At 70.0% G+C, this 13,326-nt stretch carries 12 protein-coding genes; 6 read left to right on the forward strand and 6 right to left on the reverse strand.

Annotation, left to right across the window (positions count from 1 at the left end; genetic code table 11):
* The first annotated feature begins 167 nt into the window (after nucleotides 1–167).
* The 4 genes from ACH413_RS27980 (at nucleotide 168) to ACH413_RS27995 (ending at nucleotide 2,800) form a co-directional block, all read left to right on the forward strand.
* On the forward strand, nucleotides 168–734 hold the full coding sequence (locus ACH413_RS27980; protein WP_360031342.1) for a Uma2 family endonuclease: 567 nt from the start codon (nucleotides 168–170) through the stop codon (nucleotides 732–734).
* A gap of 88 nt (nucleotides 735–822) precedes the next feature.
* Nucleotides 823–951, forward strand: a complete 129-nt coding sequence (locus tag ACH413_RS27985; protein ID WP_360031340.1) for a hypothetical protein — start codon at nucleotides 823–825, stop codon at nucleotides 949–951.
* A 271-nt stretch (nucleotides 952–1,222) separates the two neighbouring features.
* Nucleotides 1,223–1,687: a transcriptional regulator gene (locus ACH413_RS27990; protein ID WP_360031338.1), complete on the forward strand. Its 465-nt coding sequence runs from the start codon at nucleotides 1,223–1,225 to the stop codon at nucleotides 1,685–1,687.
* A gap of 9 nt (nucleotides 1,688–1,696) precedes the next feature.
* A complete protein-coding gene (locus ACH413_RS27995) occupies nucleotides 1,697–2,800 on the forward strand; it encodes an ankyrin repeat domain-containing protein (protein WP_360031336.1) in 1,104 nt (367 codons plus the stop codon).
* Here ACH413_RS27995 and ACH413_RS28000 read toward each other — a convergent pair.
* Genes ACH413_RS28000 through ACH413_RS28010 form a run of 3 tightly spaced genes read right to left on the reverse strand, consistent with a single transcriptional unit; the run spans nucleotide 2,779 to nucleotide 5,377 of the window.
* Nucleotides 2,779–3,705, reverse strand: a complete 927-nt coding sequence (locus ACH413_RS28000; protein ID WP_396425309.1) for a heme A synthase — start codon at nucleotides 3,703–3,705, stop codon at nucleotides 2,779–2,781. The genes ACH413_RS27995 and ACH413_RS28000 overlap by 22 nt on opposite strands.
* Nucleotides 3,706–3,716: 11 nt before the next feature.
* Entirely contained in the window at nucleotides 3,717–4,475 is a 759-nt protein-coding gene (locus ACH413_RS28005; protein ID WP_360031332.1) for an ABC transporter permease, read from the reverse strand.
* A complete protein-coding gene (locus ACH413_RS28010; RefSeq protein WP_360032500.1) occupies nucleotides 4,472–5,377 on the reverse strand; it encodes an ABC transporter ATP-binding protein in 906 nt (301 codons plus the stop codon). The genes ACH413_RS28005 and ACH413_RS28010 overlap by 4 nt, the downstream gene beginning before the upstream one ends.
* Before the next feature lie 201 nt (nucleotides 5,378–5,578).
* On the opposite strand from ACH413_RS28010, the gene ACH413_RS28015 reads away from it, so the two are divergent.
* Together ACH413_RS28015 and ACH413_RS28020 are read left to right on the forward strand one after the other, a co-directional pair.
* Nucleotides 5,579–6,154, forward strand: coding sequence for a DUF998 domain-containing protein (locus ACH413_RS28015; RefSeq protein ID WP_360031330.1), 576 nt, complete (start codon nucleotides 5,579–5,581; stop codon nucleotides 6,152–6,154).
* On the forward strand, nucleotides 6,151–8,136 hold the full coding sequence (locus tag ACH413_RS28020; RefSeq protein ID WP_360031328.1) for a glycosyltransferase: 1,986 nt from the start codon (nucleotides 6,151–6,153) through the stop codon (nucleotides 8,134–8,136). Before ACH413_RS28015 ends, ACH413_RS28020 begins: the two co-directional genes overlap by 4 nt.
* A 56-nt stretch (nucleotides 8,137–8,192) precedes the next feature.
* On the opposite strand, the gene ACH413_RS28025 is transcribed toward ACH413_RS28020, so the two are convergent.
* From ACH413_RS28025 to ACH413_RS28035, 3 genes are all read right to left on the reverse strand, one after another.
* Nucleotides 8,193–9,035, reverse strand: coding sequence for an oxidoreductase (locus ACH413_RS28025; RefSeq protein WP_360031327.1), 843 nt, complete (start codon nucleotides 9,033–9,035; stop codon nucleotides 8,193–8,195).
* A gap of 93 nt (nucleotides 9,036–9,128) precedes the next feature.
* Nucleotides 9,129–9,665 carry a helix-turn-helix domain-containing protein gene (locus tag ACH413_RS28030; protein ID WP_360031325.1) on the reverse strand — a complete coding sequence of 179 codons (537 nt, stop codon included), beginning with the start codon at nucleotides 9,663–9,665 and terminating at the stop codon, nucleotides 9,129–9,131.
* A complete protein-coding gene (locus ACH413_RS28035) occupies nucleotides 9,662–13,318 on the reverse strand; it encodes a patatin-like protein (protein ID WP_360031323.1) in 3,657 nt (1,218 codons plus the stop codon). Before ACH413_RS28035 ends, ACH413_RS28030 begins: the two co-directional genes overlap by 4 nt.
* Nucleotides 13,319–13,326: the final 8 nt, after the last annotated feature.

Raw genomic sequence — 13,326 nt, forward strand, 5'->3', positions numbered from 1 at the left:
AGCGATAGCTCTTTCTGGTTGATCGACCCCAAGCAACTGGCGTTGGAAGGCTTCCGCCTCCTGGCGTCGGTTGTGGTGGTCGTCGTCGCTGTGGCAATGGCTGCCGGACGTGTCAGACTTGAAGCGTGGGTCGACCGGTATCAGAAGGCCAGGCTAGGGGTGATGAGGTGACCACCGCGCGGCGTCTGGACGGCTACACCCTGGACGACTGGGAGAGCCTTGACCCGCAAGAAGGCCGTCGCATCGAGCTGGTCGACGGACGGTTCGTCGTGACTCCCGCATCCGCCGCCAAGCACCAGAGGGTCGGAGACAGGCTGGCTCGGATCCTCGACGACGCCGTTGCCTCGGAGGGCATGGAGGCGTTGACCGCCGTCGGTGTCCGCGTCGGCGAGCACTTCGGCTACATCCCGGACGTGGTCGTGACGACAGAGCGCGTCGAGACCGTGGCGGTCGACGTTGCGAACGTCGCGCTGGTGGTCGAGATCGTCAGCCCGTCCACGAAGAAGAGCGACCGTCTGGAGAAGCCCGCCGCTCTCGCCGCGGCCGGCGTGCCTGCGTACTGGCGGGTCGAGCTCGACATCGCGGACGGTCCGGTCATCTACTGCCACCGGCTGAACGGTGGCGTGTACTCGGACGTCGTGACGCTGACGCCGGGCAATCAGGAACCGGTGCACGTCGTCGGCACGATCTCCGTCACCTTCGACCCTGCCGATCTCCACAAGCCGCGCCGCTGAACGGATCGGTCGATCTCCTCATCGAGGTGAAGCTCCAGCCGTTCCCGCCGGATCTGACCTGCCCGCGATCCTGAAGACCAGTGGGCGGATGCAGGTCGCGGACCTCGATCCCACGAACGACTCGCTCATGGCCACGGCGGACAGACATCGGCTCGTCGCGCGGATCCAGACCACCCTCGACGACCTCGTCGCGTGCGCGAGCGGCACGATGGCTTGATGGAGATCCGGGTGGGAGTTCTGGATCACCGGCGTGGCCGCAACGCCCTTCTGAACTCGCAGTTCGGCAAGGTGCTGGCTCGGTTGCGGGCCGGCCAGGCGGTGCGGTTCCTGCTCGTGGACCCGTCCGCACCTGCGGTGGACGTGGTAGCGCAGCGAGGCCGAGGCGCTCAGGGAGAACGCCGAGCCGTACGACCCGGGCTGACGTTGACAAGATCGCTACGATGATTTCAGTGTCGACCGAAAGCAGTGTTCGCCTGGGAGGGCCAGAGATGAGCGTCGGACGCGAGACCCGCCTGTCCGCCTGGATCGAGCGGTTCGCGGCCCACTTCGCCGAGGAGGGCATCCCGCTGATCGGCGGCCGCATCCTCGGCTACCTGCTGATCTGCCAGCCGGTGGAGCGCACCGCCGCCGAGCTCTCGCAGGAGCTGGAGGCGAGCAGCGGGTCGATCAGCACGAACCTCAAGTACCTGGTCAACGTCGGGCTGGTGACCAAGCGGACCCGGCGTGGCCGGCAGGCGGCGGAGTACCGGATCAACGAGAAGGCCTGGACGGACTTCATCCAGCGCAAGCTCAACGCCATCGCCAGCGTCCAGACGCTCACCGAGGACGGCATGCGGTTGCTCAGCGGTGATCCGGAGCGGTCGATGCGGCTCAGGACCGTCGACCACCTCTACGGTTGGCTCTCAGAGGAACTGCCCGCTTTGTGGGAGCGCAGGCCCGCCTCGCCGAAGTAGCGTGGTGCCATGTGGCACCCGTTTCGCGACGACATCGAGTACTACGAGGAGCGGGCCAGGGGATTGCTGGCCTCCGCGTGGGACGGCGTGCCCGGTGCCCTGGAGGTCTTCGACGACGTGCCGTTGACGGACGAGGGCGCGCACAGCGTCCTTGCTCAGGCGCACGGGTGTGAGGACTGGAAGGCGCTCAAGGCCAACATCCGCAAGCCGCGGCCGTTCGCGCGTGCCTACCAGGCCATCGAGATGCAGAACCCCGGTGAGCTCAAGGCGATCATCACGCGCGACCCGTGGCTCGTGAAGGCCAGCGGTACCAACGGCAACGACCTGCTCGGGCTGGCGACGGCCAAGTGCGACGAGCGCCTGGTCGAGGTGCTGCTCAACGACGGCGCGGACATCGACCACCAGAACGTCCACGGCTGGACGGCGTTGCACCAGGCGGCGTACTCGAACCTGCCGAACCTCGCGGAACTGCTGCTGGCCAAGGGCGCTCGGACCGATCTGGACGCACGGGGTGAGGGCGGCACGCCACTGACGGTCGCGTTGTTCTGGGGCAACAGAGAAGCCGCCGAACTTCTGGCGCGAACAGGAGTTCACCCGCCGAACCTGCGCACCGCGGCCGGCCTGGGAGACCTGGACCTGGCGACCGAACCGGAGGCCAGAAGGGGCTATTACCGGCCCCACAGCGGTTTCCCGCGCTGGTGGCCGACGAACGACCCGCAGGAAGTGCTCGACGAGGCGTTGTCGTGGGCCGCGCGCAACGACCGCACCGAGGTCCTGGGCGACCTGCTCAAGCGCGGCGCCCGGATCGACGCGGACGTCTACCGCGGCACCGCGCTCGCGTGGGCGGCCTGGTGCGGGCTGGAGAACGCCACCCGCACGTTGCTCGACCTGGGCGCGGATCCCAACCAGCGCACGGGTTTCGGCGGGCCGATGCACGGCGAGGGCGTCACGGCACTGCATCTGGCGGCCGAACGCGGCCATCTCGAGGTCATCCGGATCCTGCTCGACGCGGGCGCCGACAAGACGATCACGGACGTCAACTTCGAAGCGACACCGGCGAACTGGGCCGGTCACAACGACCGGGGAGAAGCTCAAGCCTTGCTGAGCGCCTGATCGTCGGAAGCGGGCAGCTCGACCTCGTGCGTGCGCTCACGTGACGACGTCCACAAAGCAGCCGTGGCAACGACTACAGCACCGGCGCCGAGCACGTGGATCGACACCAGCACCTCGGGCACGCCCGTCCAGTACTGGACCATGCCCAGCGCGCCCTGAGCGAGCACGACGCCGACCAGCGTCCAGTAGGAGCGGGTGCGGGTGAAGAACCCGACCGCGATCAGCAGGCCCAGGAACAGGAACAGCAGGTCCGCGTGGATCTGCGCCAGAGTCGCCACCTCGACGCCCAGACGCGGGGTCGCCGAGTCACCGGCGTGCGGGCCGGCGGCCGTGACCCAGGTGCCCGCGAGCAGCAACGCGCCCAGCACGACGGCCATGACGACCTGGAGCTTCATCAACGGCGCCGGCACCTTCAAGCGAGCCGGGCCGTCACCTTCGGACAGCGAGCTCACGAGCAGCACGGCCATCCACACCAGACCCATCGAGATCATGAAGTGGATCGACACGGTGTACCAGGCCAGGCCGGTCAGCACGGTGATGCCGCCGACGACCGCCTGCACGGCCACACCGACGAGCTGGACGAGCGAGAGCACGAGAACCCGCCTGCGTCGCGGCAGGTTGTACCAGGCCGCCAGCACGCACAGGCCTGCGATGACGCCGACGACACCGGTCAGCGTGCGGTTGCCGAACTCGACCCACTGGTGCAGTGCCGCGACCTCGGGGTGCTCGACCGGGACGACGCTGCCCTCGACGCACTGCGGCCACGTCGGGCAACCCAGGCCCGAGCCGGTCACGCGGACGATCGACCCGGTGACCGCGATTCCGGCCTGCGCGATGACGACGGCAATCGCGAAAGCGCGCTGCCAGGACACGAGGAAGGCGGTCAGCTTCGACACGCCAACGATCGTAGGTGTCGTCAGGTGAGACGAGTCGTCCGGGTCGCCAACGCGCCCGCGACAACACCCCAGGCCACAAGTACTGCGACGGGGCCCACACCTGGAGCCGTGCCGTGCACCACAGAGGTTTCCAGGGCCTGGGCCAGAGCGGCGGACGGCAGCAGGTGCACGAACCCGACCGGCACCGACAGGGCCACGCCACCGACCATCAGCAGCACGAACCAGATGATGTTCGCCAGCGCCAGCACGATCTCGGCGCGCAGCGCCCCACCCAGCAGCACGCCCAGCGCACCGAACGTCAGCGTGCCCAGGACGATCAGCAGCACGACCCACGGCAGACCGGCCAGCGGGAAGCGCCAGCCCAGGATCAACGCCGTCACGCCGAGCAACACGATCTGCAACGCGACCACGACCAGCGCGCCGCAGACCCGTCCGGCGACGAGCAGCCAGCGGGGCAGCGCCGAGGCCGAAAGCCGCTTCAGCACGCCATAACGCCGGTCGAACCCGAGAGCGATGGCCTGCCCGGTGAACGCCGACGAGATGATCGCCAGCGCGAAGATCCGCGCGGTGGCGGACCCGACGCGCGGCTCCGGCATCGGGATCACCGACATCAGCGACAGAGCCACCAGCAACGCCAGCGGGATGATCACGGTCAGCAGGATCTGCTCGCCGTTGCGCAACGTCAGCAACGCCTCGGTGCGCGCGTGCACGAAGAGCATGCGCGGCAACGAACCGCGGCCGGGCGCGGGCTTGAACGTGCCGGGAGCGAAGGTGGTCACGAGCGCAGCTCCCTGCCGGTCAGCTCCAGGAAAACGTCTTCGAGGCTGCGCTTGGCCACCGTGAGCTCCTCGGCCAGCACGCCCTGCTGAGCGCACCACGACGTCACGGTGGACACGACCTGCGGGTCGATCATCCCTTCGACGACGTACGCGCCCTTGGTCGCCTCGCGCACCTTCAGCCCCTCGGGCAGTGCGGCGGACAGCAACGTGAGGTCGAGACCGGGTCGCGCGCGGAACCGCAGCTGCTGGTCGTCCGGCCGGTTCGCGGTCAGCTCGGCGGGCGAGCCCTGCGCGACCACGCGGCCCTCGTCGATGATCACGACGTTGTCCGCGAGCGCCTCGGCCTCGTCCATGAGGTGCGTCGTGAGCAGCACGGCCACGCCGTCGTCGCGAAGCGCTCCCACGAGGTCCCACACCAGACGGCGCGCCTGCGGATCCATGCCCGCGGTCGGCTCGTCCAGGAACACGAGTTCGGGGCGTCCGATCAACGCGCACGCGAGCGAGAGCCGCTGCTGCTGGCCGCCGGACAACCTCTTGTACGGGGTGCGCACGGCACCACCGAGTCCCAGGATCTCGATCAGCCACTTGGGATCGAGCGGATTGGCCGCGCAGGCCGCGACGAGGTTCAGCATCTCCTCGGCGCGAATGCCGGGATAACCGCCACCGCCCTGCGGCATCACGCCGATCCGCGGCCGCAGCGCCTCGGAACCCGGCGCCATGCCGAGCACGCGCACCGAGCCGTCGTCGGCGGTGCGGAAGCCCTCGCAGATCTCGACGGTCGTCGTCTTGCCCGCGCCGTTGGGCCCGAGCAGGGCGAGAACGGTGCCGGGCTGCTGAACGAGGTCGAGGCCGTCGACGGCGGTCTTCGAGCCGTATCTCTTGACCAGCCCCGACACTTCCACCGCAGGCTGGGGATTCGGGCTCACGAGCACGCAGCCTAGGCGGTCCGGGCAATGCGCACGCACCTGGGTCATTCGGCCCATTCCTGAAGCAGAGCTGAAAAAGGTGGGGCTAGCCCTACCCCTGCGACTCAGGGACACCTCAGGGTCCCCTCGGGGGAGTTCCCCATTGGTTGATCACCGCGTTCACAAGAGACTTTTGTCGTGATCGAGGCGGGGGCGAAAAGGCGGGGCCTGGTGGTCGGGGGGCTGGTGTTCTCACTGGTTCCGATTTTCTACCTGCATGTGATGTCGGCAGGTCAGCTCAACCCGGTCACGGACGTGATCAGCGACTACGTGTTCGTGAACAACGGCACGGGCTGGCTCGCGGCGACGTCTCTTAGTCTCGCGGCCGTCTCGGCGTTGCTCGCCGTCAACCTGCGGGGTGTAGGCAGGTCAGCGCAGTGGCTGATCGGCGTCTGGTCGGCGGGTCTGACCGTGTCGACGATCTTCCCGACCGATCCGACGGGAGCGCCGACCTCGTTGTCCGGCTATGTCCACCGGTACGCCGGAGCGGTCATGTTCATGGCTCTGCCCGCGGCCGGTGTGCTCATCGCCCGCAAATTTCCGGCTCTGCTCGGTGTCGCAATAACTGCGAGCGTGTCGAGCGCGGCGTTTCTGGTGAGTCACGTTTCCTTCGCCGGTTTCGAGGCGCGCGGACTTACGGAACGCGTTTTGTTCGCATCCCTTTACGGACTCCTTTTCGCCATCGCGGCACTACAGGTGAGGCGCACCTCATGACCATGCTCGCCATCACGCTCGCCGTGTTCGGTGCCGTGTGCTTCGCCCTCGCGGCCCGCCTGCAGCACGACGCGATCGCCGAGACCGGTGCCCGTGCCAGTGTTCTCCGCCAGCCCCGGTGGCTCGCCGGGTTCGCGCTGCTCGTCGGCGGTGCCGGGGTGCACGCGGCCGCGCTCGGCATGGCGCCGTTGACGGTCGTGCAGCCGATCGGTGTCCTCGCGATCGGCATGACCGCGTTGATGGACCGCCGTTTCCGCGAGTTGCCGGCGATCCTGCTCACGACTGTGGGCGTGGGTGCGTTCGTGTTGCTCGCCTCGGGCAGTGCGACCGCGACCAAGGTCGTGCCGGACGTCGAACTCACCGCCGGACTCGTGACTCTCGGCCTGATCGCGGTGCCGGGCGTGATCGCAGCCCTTACGCCGAACGCGCGCATTCGTGCCGTGGCGTTCGCATCGGCCGGTGGCGTCGCGTACGGGTACGTGTCCGTGCTGATGCGTGCCGTCTCACAGTCGGTGCAGCAAGGCGGTTTCGGGCTCTCGCACCTCGCGTCTGTGCTCGGCATCGCCATCTCACTCGCCGTCGGCGGCTGGCTGGTCCAGCACGCCTACGCCGGCGGACCTCCTCATCTCGCCGTCGCCTGCCTGACCGTGGTGGACCCGCTGGTCGCGGTCGGCCTCGGCGCCTTCCTGCTCGGCGAAGCAGCACATTTGTCTCCTTTGACCGGTGTCGCGCTGTTCGCCTGCGCTCTCGCCGCCGTTAGCGGCGTGTTCGCACTTGCTCGTCAACCTCGTGAAAACATCCGAACGGAGCTTCTCGTGAACACCTCCAGCGCGCTTCGCGTCGTCATCGCCGCGGACACGTTCCCGCCGGACGTCAACGGTGCAGCGCGTTTCGCGCAGCGCCTGGCGGTCGGTCTCGCCGAGAACGGTCACGACGTCCACGTCATCGCCCCGGACTCGCCCAGGGCCACGGAGATCCCCGGTGTCACCGTCCACCGGCTGCGTTCGCACCGGCTCCCGTTCTACCCGGACTTCCGCTTCTGCCTGCCGTGGCAGGCGTCGAAGGAGGCCGACGAGCTGGTCAAGTCGCTCAGGCCGGACGTCGTGCACGTCCAGGCGCACTTCGTGGTGGGCCGGTTCGTCCTGAACTCCGCTGTCGCCCAAGGGATTCCGACGCTCGCCACGAACCACTTCATGCCGGAGAACCTGTTCAGCCACGCCCACCTGCCGAAGTTCCTGCAGGGCATGGCCCGCAGGTTCGCCTACCGCGACCTGGCCCGCGTCTTCGGCCGCGCCGACGTCGTCACCGCGCCGACCCCGCGCGCCGTGCAGCTGTTGCACGACAGCGGTTTCCCCGAACGCGCGGTGCCCGTCTCGTGCGGCATCGACATCGCCCGCTACCAGCGCGAGGTCACCCACAACGACCGGCCGACCGCGCTGTTCGTCGGACGGCTGGACGAGGAGAAGCGCGTCGACGAGTTCCTGCGCGCCCTGGCCCGCGTGCCCGGCGCGTTCGGCGAGATCGTCGGCGACGGCACCTGCAAGGCCGAGTGGGAGCTGCTGGCCCGCGACCTGGGGATCACCGACCGGGTCCGCTTCCACGGCTTCGTGTCCGAGGACGACCTGCTCGACGCCTACGCCCGCGCCGACCTGTTCGTCATGCCCGGTGTCGCGGAACTGCAGAGCCTCGCGACGATGGAGGCGATGGCCGCGGGCAAGCCGGTGATCGCCGCGAACGCCATGGCGCTGCCGCACCTCGTGCACCCCGGCCGCAACGGCTGGCTGTTCGAGCCCGGCGACGTGAACCAGCTGGCCCAGCGCCTGCACACTCTGGTGCACGACGCTCCGATGCGGGCGCGGATGGGCGCCGCCAGCAGCGAGATCATCTCGCACCACGCGCTGGCGACGACCCTGGAGCGCTTCGAGGCGCTGTACGCGCGGGCGATGGGCCAGACGGTTCCGGTCATCGCGCTGGCGGCCTGAGTCTCAGCGAGGGGGGCCCGGCCTGACGGGGGATCGTCGGGCCACCAGGGCCGGGGTCAGCGTTCGTCCGCGGGGAAGTCCGCGGAGGCGCTGACCTCGGCCCACTTCTGCGTCTCCGCACTCCTGCGGGCCTCCGCCGCCAGCACCGTCTCGACGGCGGCGGCACCCAGCACCAGACGACGTGGCGGCTCGTCCGAGGCGACGACGTCGAGGATCACCCGCGCCGCACGGGCGGGGTCGCCCGGCTGCACGCCGTCGGTCTCGTCGCGGAAGCGGTTGATCGCGCCGACCGTCTCGTCGTAGTCGGGGCCTGCCTCGTGGCGGACCATCGAGGAACCTTGCCAGTCGGTGCGGAACGCGCCCGGCTCGACGATCACGACCCGCACGCCGAACGGCGCCACCTCGTTCGCCAGCACCTCGGAGAAGCCCTCCACCGCGAACTTCGCGGTCTGGTAGGCGCCCATGCCCGGCGTGCCACCCGCGCGGCCGCCGACCGACGAGAACTGCACGAAGGTGCCGGAACGCTGCTGCCGCAACACCGGCAGCGCCGCGCGGGTCACGTTCACGACGCCGAACAGGTTCGCCTCGATCTGGGCGCGGAAGTCGTCCTCGGCCATCTCCTCGATCGGCGCGCTGTTGGCGTAGCCGGCGTTGTTCACGACCACGTCGAGCGCGCCGAACGCCTCGACGGCCTGCTCGACCGCTCGGCGGGCCGCCTCCGGGTCGGTGACGTCCAGCGCGATCGCGCGCACCCGGTCCCCGAAGCGCTCCACCAGGTCTTCGAGCTGCTCAGGGCGCCGCGCCGTCGCGACGACGCGGTCACCCGCCTCCGCCGCGGCCTCGGCGAGCCTGCGCCCGAAACCCCGCGACGCCCCGGTGATGAGCCACGTCTTCGACATCGTCTGCTCCTTCATAAGTGTCACTCTCTATGACACTTATGACGCTGGAGACGGCCCGGAAATGCCCGCGAGGGGCATGGCCTCGGTCACAGGTCAGGCGCCCACGCCGTGCAGGAACGTCTCGATCACGAGTGCGGCGGCCGGACCGGGCTGGAGCGCCGGCATCTCCTGCGCGACCGTGTGCAGCTGGGTCTGCAGCATCCGCAACGTCCAGCCGGCGGGCAGTCCGGACGCGATCACGCCCGCCTCCTCGGCACGGAGCAGGAAGCCGTCCATCCGCTCATCCAGCTCCTCGCGGCGCCGCTGGATCGCCGGATCGGTCACCGCGCGGATGTCGACGGGCCAGTCACGGCTGAGCCGGATGCCGCCCTCGGCGAACGCCAGCAGCGCGTCGCGCACCGGTCGTTCGCCGGAGAAGGCCTCGTCGATCAGCGCCTCGAGCCGGTCCAGTCGAGTGCGGTAGACCGCCAGCAGCAGGTCCTCGCGGGAGTCGAAGCGCCGGTAGACGGTCCGCTTGTCCACGCCGGCCGCGGCGGCGACGTCGCTGATCCGCGCGAGGGGGTCCGCCGAGAACACCCGCGCGGCCGCCCGCAGCACCGCTTCGACGTTGCGCGTCGCGTCGGCCCTCACGCGCGTGCCCTGAGCTTCTCCCCGATCCGTTGCGCGACGAGCAGCCCGGCCTGGGAGAGGCTGAGCTCGCCGGGGTGCTCGCCCTCGCCCTTCACCAGGAACCGGTACAGCGAGGCGTGCCCCTCCAGCCGTTCGCGCAACGTCGCCGCGACGTCGGAGCCGTCCGGGTAGATCGCCGGAATCGCCTCGGCCACCAGCTGCTCGCGGATCCGGCGGCGTTCGATCCGCGGCACGTACCAGGACGTGATCAGCAGCAGCGTCAGGCCGAACGCCAGCGCGGTGCCGATCACCGCCTGCCAGCCCCACCCGCGCGGGCCGATGACCAGCAGCACGTCGGCGATCGCCAGGTACACCACGCCGTAGACGACGGCCCAGCCCGCGGTCGCGGCGGCGGGAGGCTCCGCGCGTTCCGTGCCCCACACGCCCTCGACCCGGCGCCAGCGCTGCAGCGACTTGCCGCTCGACAGCGCCATGTAGACGCCGAACGCTCCACAGAGGACCGAAGCGGGGATCACCAGCCACGGCTTGAGGTGCAGCTCGAACCGCCACACCGACCAGACCATCCCCGCGACCACCAGCACCACGGCGGTCTGCTTCCAGCGGCGCTTGATGATCTGCAACGGCCGGAAGTCGGCCAGCACGGCGAGCGGGGTGCGGATCGGCGCGGGCAACGAGCCGAGCACCAGCAGAGCCACGACGACGGCGGCGACTCCGGCCACCGTGATCGTGCCGGTGGTGATCTCCGCGTTGTCGTCGGGCATCCGCTCGACGGCTATGGCCACCAACGGAATCACGGGGGACAGCAACACCAGCCCGTGCAGCATCGTGCCGCTACGCAGGGCCGCGTACCCGAAGGCGGCGAGGAGGCTGGCCGCGCCGATCGCCGCGCCCGGACCCGCCGCCCACGCGGGCAGCATGCCGAACAACGCCATCACGACCAGCGCGCCGCCGACCGCGAGCCCGAGCAGCCCGAGGAACTGCGCGAGGTTGCCCCCGCGGGTCAGGCCGGTGATCGTCCAGTAGGGGAGCAGCGCGGCCCCGCGGACCACCCGCGTCACGGGACGGACCGCGGCGAGCCCCGACCGTTCGGAGTCGGCGACCGTGACGGCGACGGCCGCGGCGTTCGCGGCCGTGCGGATCATCTGGTCCGACGCGGCTTCCTGGGTGAGGGGCTCGCGGCCGATGCCCGCGCGGTCGAAGGCGTTGAGTGCCGACATGCCGAGCGTGACCGTGTGCTCGTGCGGATATTCCAGGCGCCGCAACAGGTCTGCGTGCTCTTCGAGGAACAGCTCACCGCGCGAACGCTTGTCCGCGCCGTCACCGCGGTCGGCGATGATCGCGGCCCGCAGCCGGGGGAGCTCCTCGCAGATGATCCGCCAGTGCAGGCCCCACGCGGCCAGTTCGGCGAGCTTCATCGACGACGGCGACAGCTCGTTCTCGGTCTCGTAGATGCCGCAGAGTTCCTTCTTCGCCTCTTCCGCGCACACGGCGACCTGCATCGGCAGCTCCAGGCCGAACATCGCCGCGACGACCTGGTCGACCACGGCCCCCGCCCGTTCCTCCGCCGTGCGCTCGTCACCGTCAGGCCGTCCGAGGAGGTCCATCCTGCGCAACCGGCGCGGGTCGAACAGCACGCGGCACAGCATCGTGGCGCCGTCGAGGCGTCCCCAGATCCAGTCGTTGACCCGCCACGACCGCTTGAGGAACCCGGAGAACCGCGACAGCGACGCCCCACCGGCCTTGTCGTCGGCCGTGATCGACTGCTGCGCGAACGCGTTGCGCGTCTGCAGCGACACCTGCACCAGCTCGACCGCCGTGTCCAGCCCGGTCGACGCGTCGTCGGACAGGCACGTGCCGGCGATCTCCAGTGCCAGCAGGCGACTGAGCCACCGTTCGCCGTCGTCGAGCCCGGCCTCCGCCGGGGTGGCCGCGGGGTCGAGCAGGGCGTGCCAGCAGACCAGGCCGCCGAGCTTGAGCCGGCGCTCGTCGAGCTCCGTGATCACCTTCCGCGCGGCGCCGACGATCCGGCCGATCTCGGCGACCTGAGCCCGGACCTCCAGGCCGAGATGCCCGTCGATCAGGTGCTCGTGGTAGCTCGCGAGCCGGCCGGTCCAGTAGGTCTCGCCGAGCGAGTCGGACGGCTTCCAGTCGAACAGCTCGGTGCGCAGCCGCCGCAGTTCCGCGCGGACCTGGTGCAGTTCGCGGCGGACCTTGGTGATCTCCTCGGCCTGGCCCTCGTCCACCACCCACACGAGCCGCTTGAGCAGGTCGAGTGCCGACGCCCCGAGGCGTTCGGCCATCGTGATGCCCCACTCCCAGCCCACGTCCTCGCGGCACACGACGCCCGGCAGCCGCACGCCCGGCACGTACGGCAGGACGCCGTGCAGCTTCTTCCACTTGCGCTGCGCGGTCTCCGCGGCCCTGCGCGCCCGTTCGAACGACCAGTTCGCCGGATTGCCCTTGGGCAGCGCGAACTGCTGCGCCGTCACCTGCCGGGCGGCCAGCCGGATCTCGATGTCCTCGTAGTGGCCGAAGAGCTTGTCCGCCAGCGAGTACACCTCGCCGACCACGTCGTCGCCGCCCGCGTGCAGGCGTTCCAGCAACGACATCCGGCCGCCCCTGCTGCTCGCGGCGCGCCGGTTGTGCTCCTCGATCTTCTCGACGTAGGTCCTGTTGGCCTGGCTGGACATCGCGCCCAGCAGCTTGCCGCCGGACCCGACCGTCGTCAGCCCGCTGTCGATCGCGTCGGCCATCGGCTCGGAACCCAGCGGCTCGGCGTGCGGGAAGACCAGCAGCATCACCCGCCGCACCGGCCCGTCCGCCGGCATCCGGTCGATGGCTTCGAGCGCCTCCTTTGTCGGAGTGTTCACGAGAACGCCGCCGTCGACCGCGAACCTGCTGCGGTCGGCGCCGTTGGCCCAGCTCGCGACGTCCGCCATGTCCGGGCGGTCCGGCGTCGCCTGGCCGCCGACGGGGATGAAGCTCGGCTCGAACGCGAACGGGAAGCTGGCACTGCTGCGGGCCGCCAGCGCGAGCTGCAGCACGCGGTCGTTCAGCGTGGCGGGCGTGAAGTCGTCGCGGGTGTCCTCGGAGACCCAGGTGTACGGGTCGCGGCGGAACGAGAACGAGCCCTGGTGCACCGACTGGGTCAGCGGCTGGCCCAGGTCGTCATAGGTGATCGTCGGAACGCCACCCAGAAGTGTGGTGGTGATCCGCAGGTCGATCGGGCGCTGGTCCGGCTCGGTCGGCTCGAAGTCCGTGGTGAGCCGCGCCAGCGCCTCCTGCAACCGGGGGAGGAAGAACTCGTCGCCCTTGAGCAGCGACGCCGGCTGGCCGCGGAACGGAGTGCGCAGCAGCTGTTCCATCCGGCCCTGCTCGGCCCAGAGATCCCGGAGCCTCGTCAGGTCGGCGTGCTTGTTGACCTGCGACAACGCCAGCGCGGCGCCGTTGATGCCGCCCGCCGAGGTGCCCGCGATGACGTCCGCTCTGGCCGTGCAGCCGACCAGGTCGAGCAGCGGCTGGTACACCGATCCGGGCCTGGTCAGCCGGTCGAGCTCCAGCACCACGCCGCCCATCCAGACGGCGAGGCTCACGCCCCCGTTGAGCACGACGGCGAACCGGACCTCTTCGCGCGACATGGGTTGTTCGGACATCACACGTC

Source organism: Lentzea sp. NPDC020367, assembly GCF_044387305.1.
In the GTDB taxonomy this organism is placed as follows: Bacteria; Actinomycetota; Actinomycetes; order Mycobacteriales; family Pseudonocardiaceae; genus Lentzea.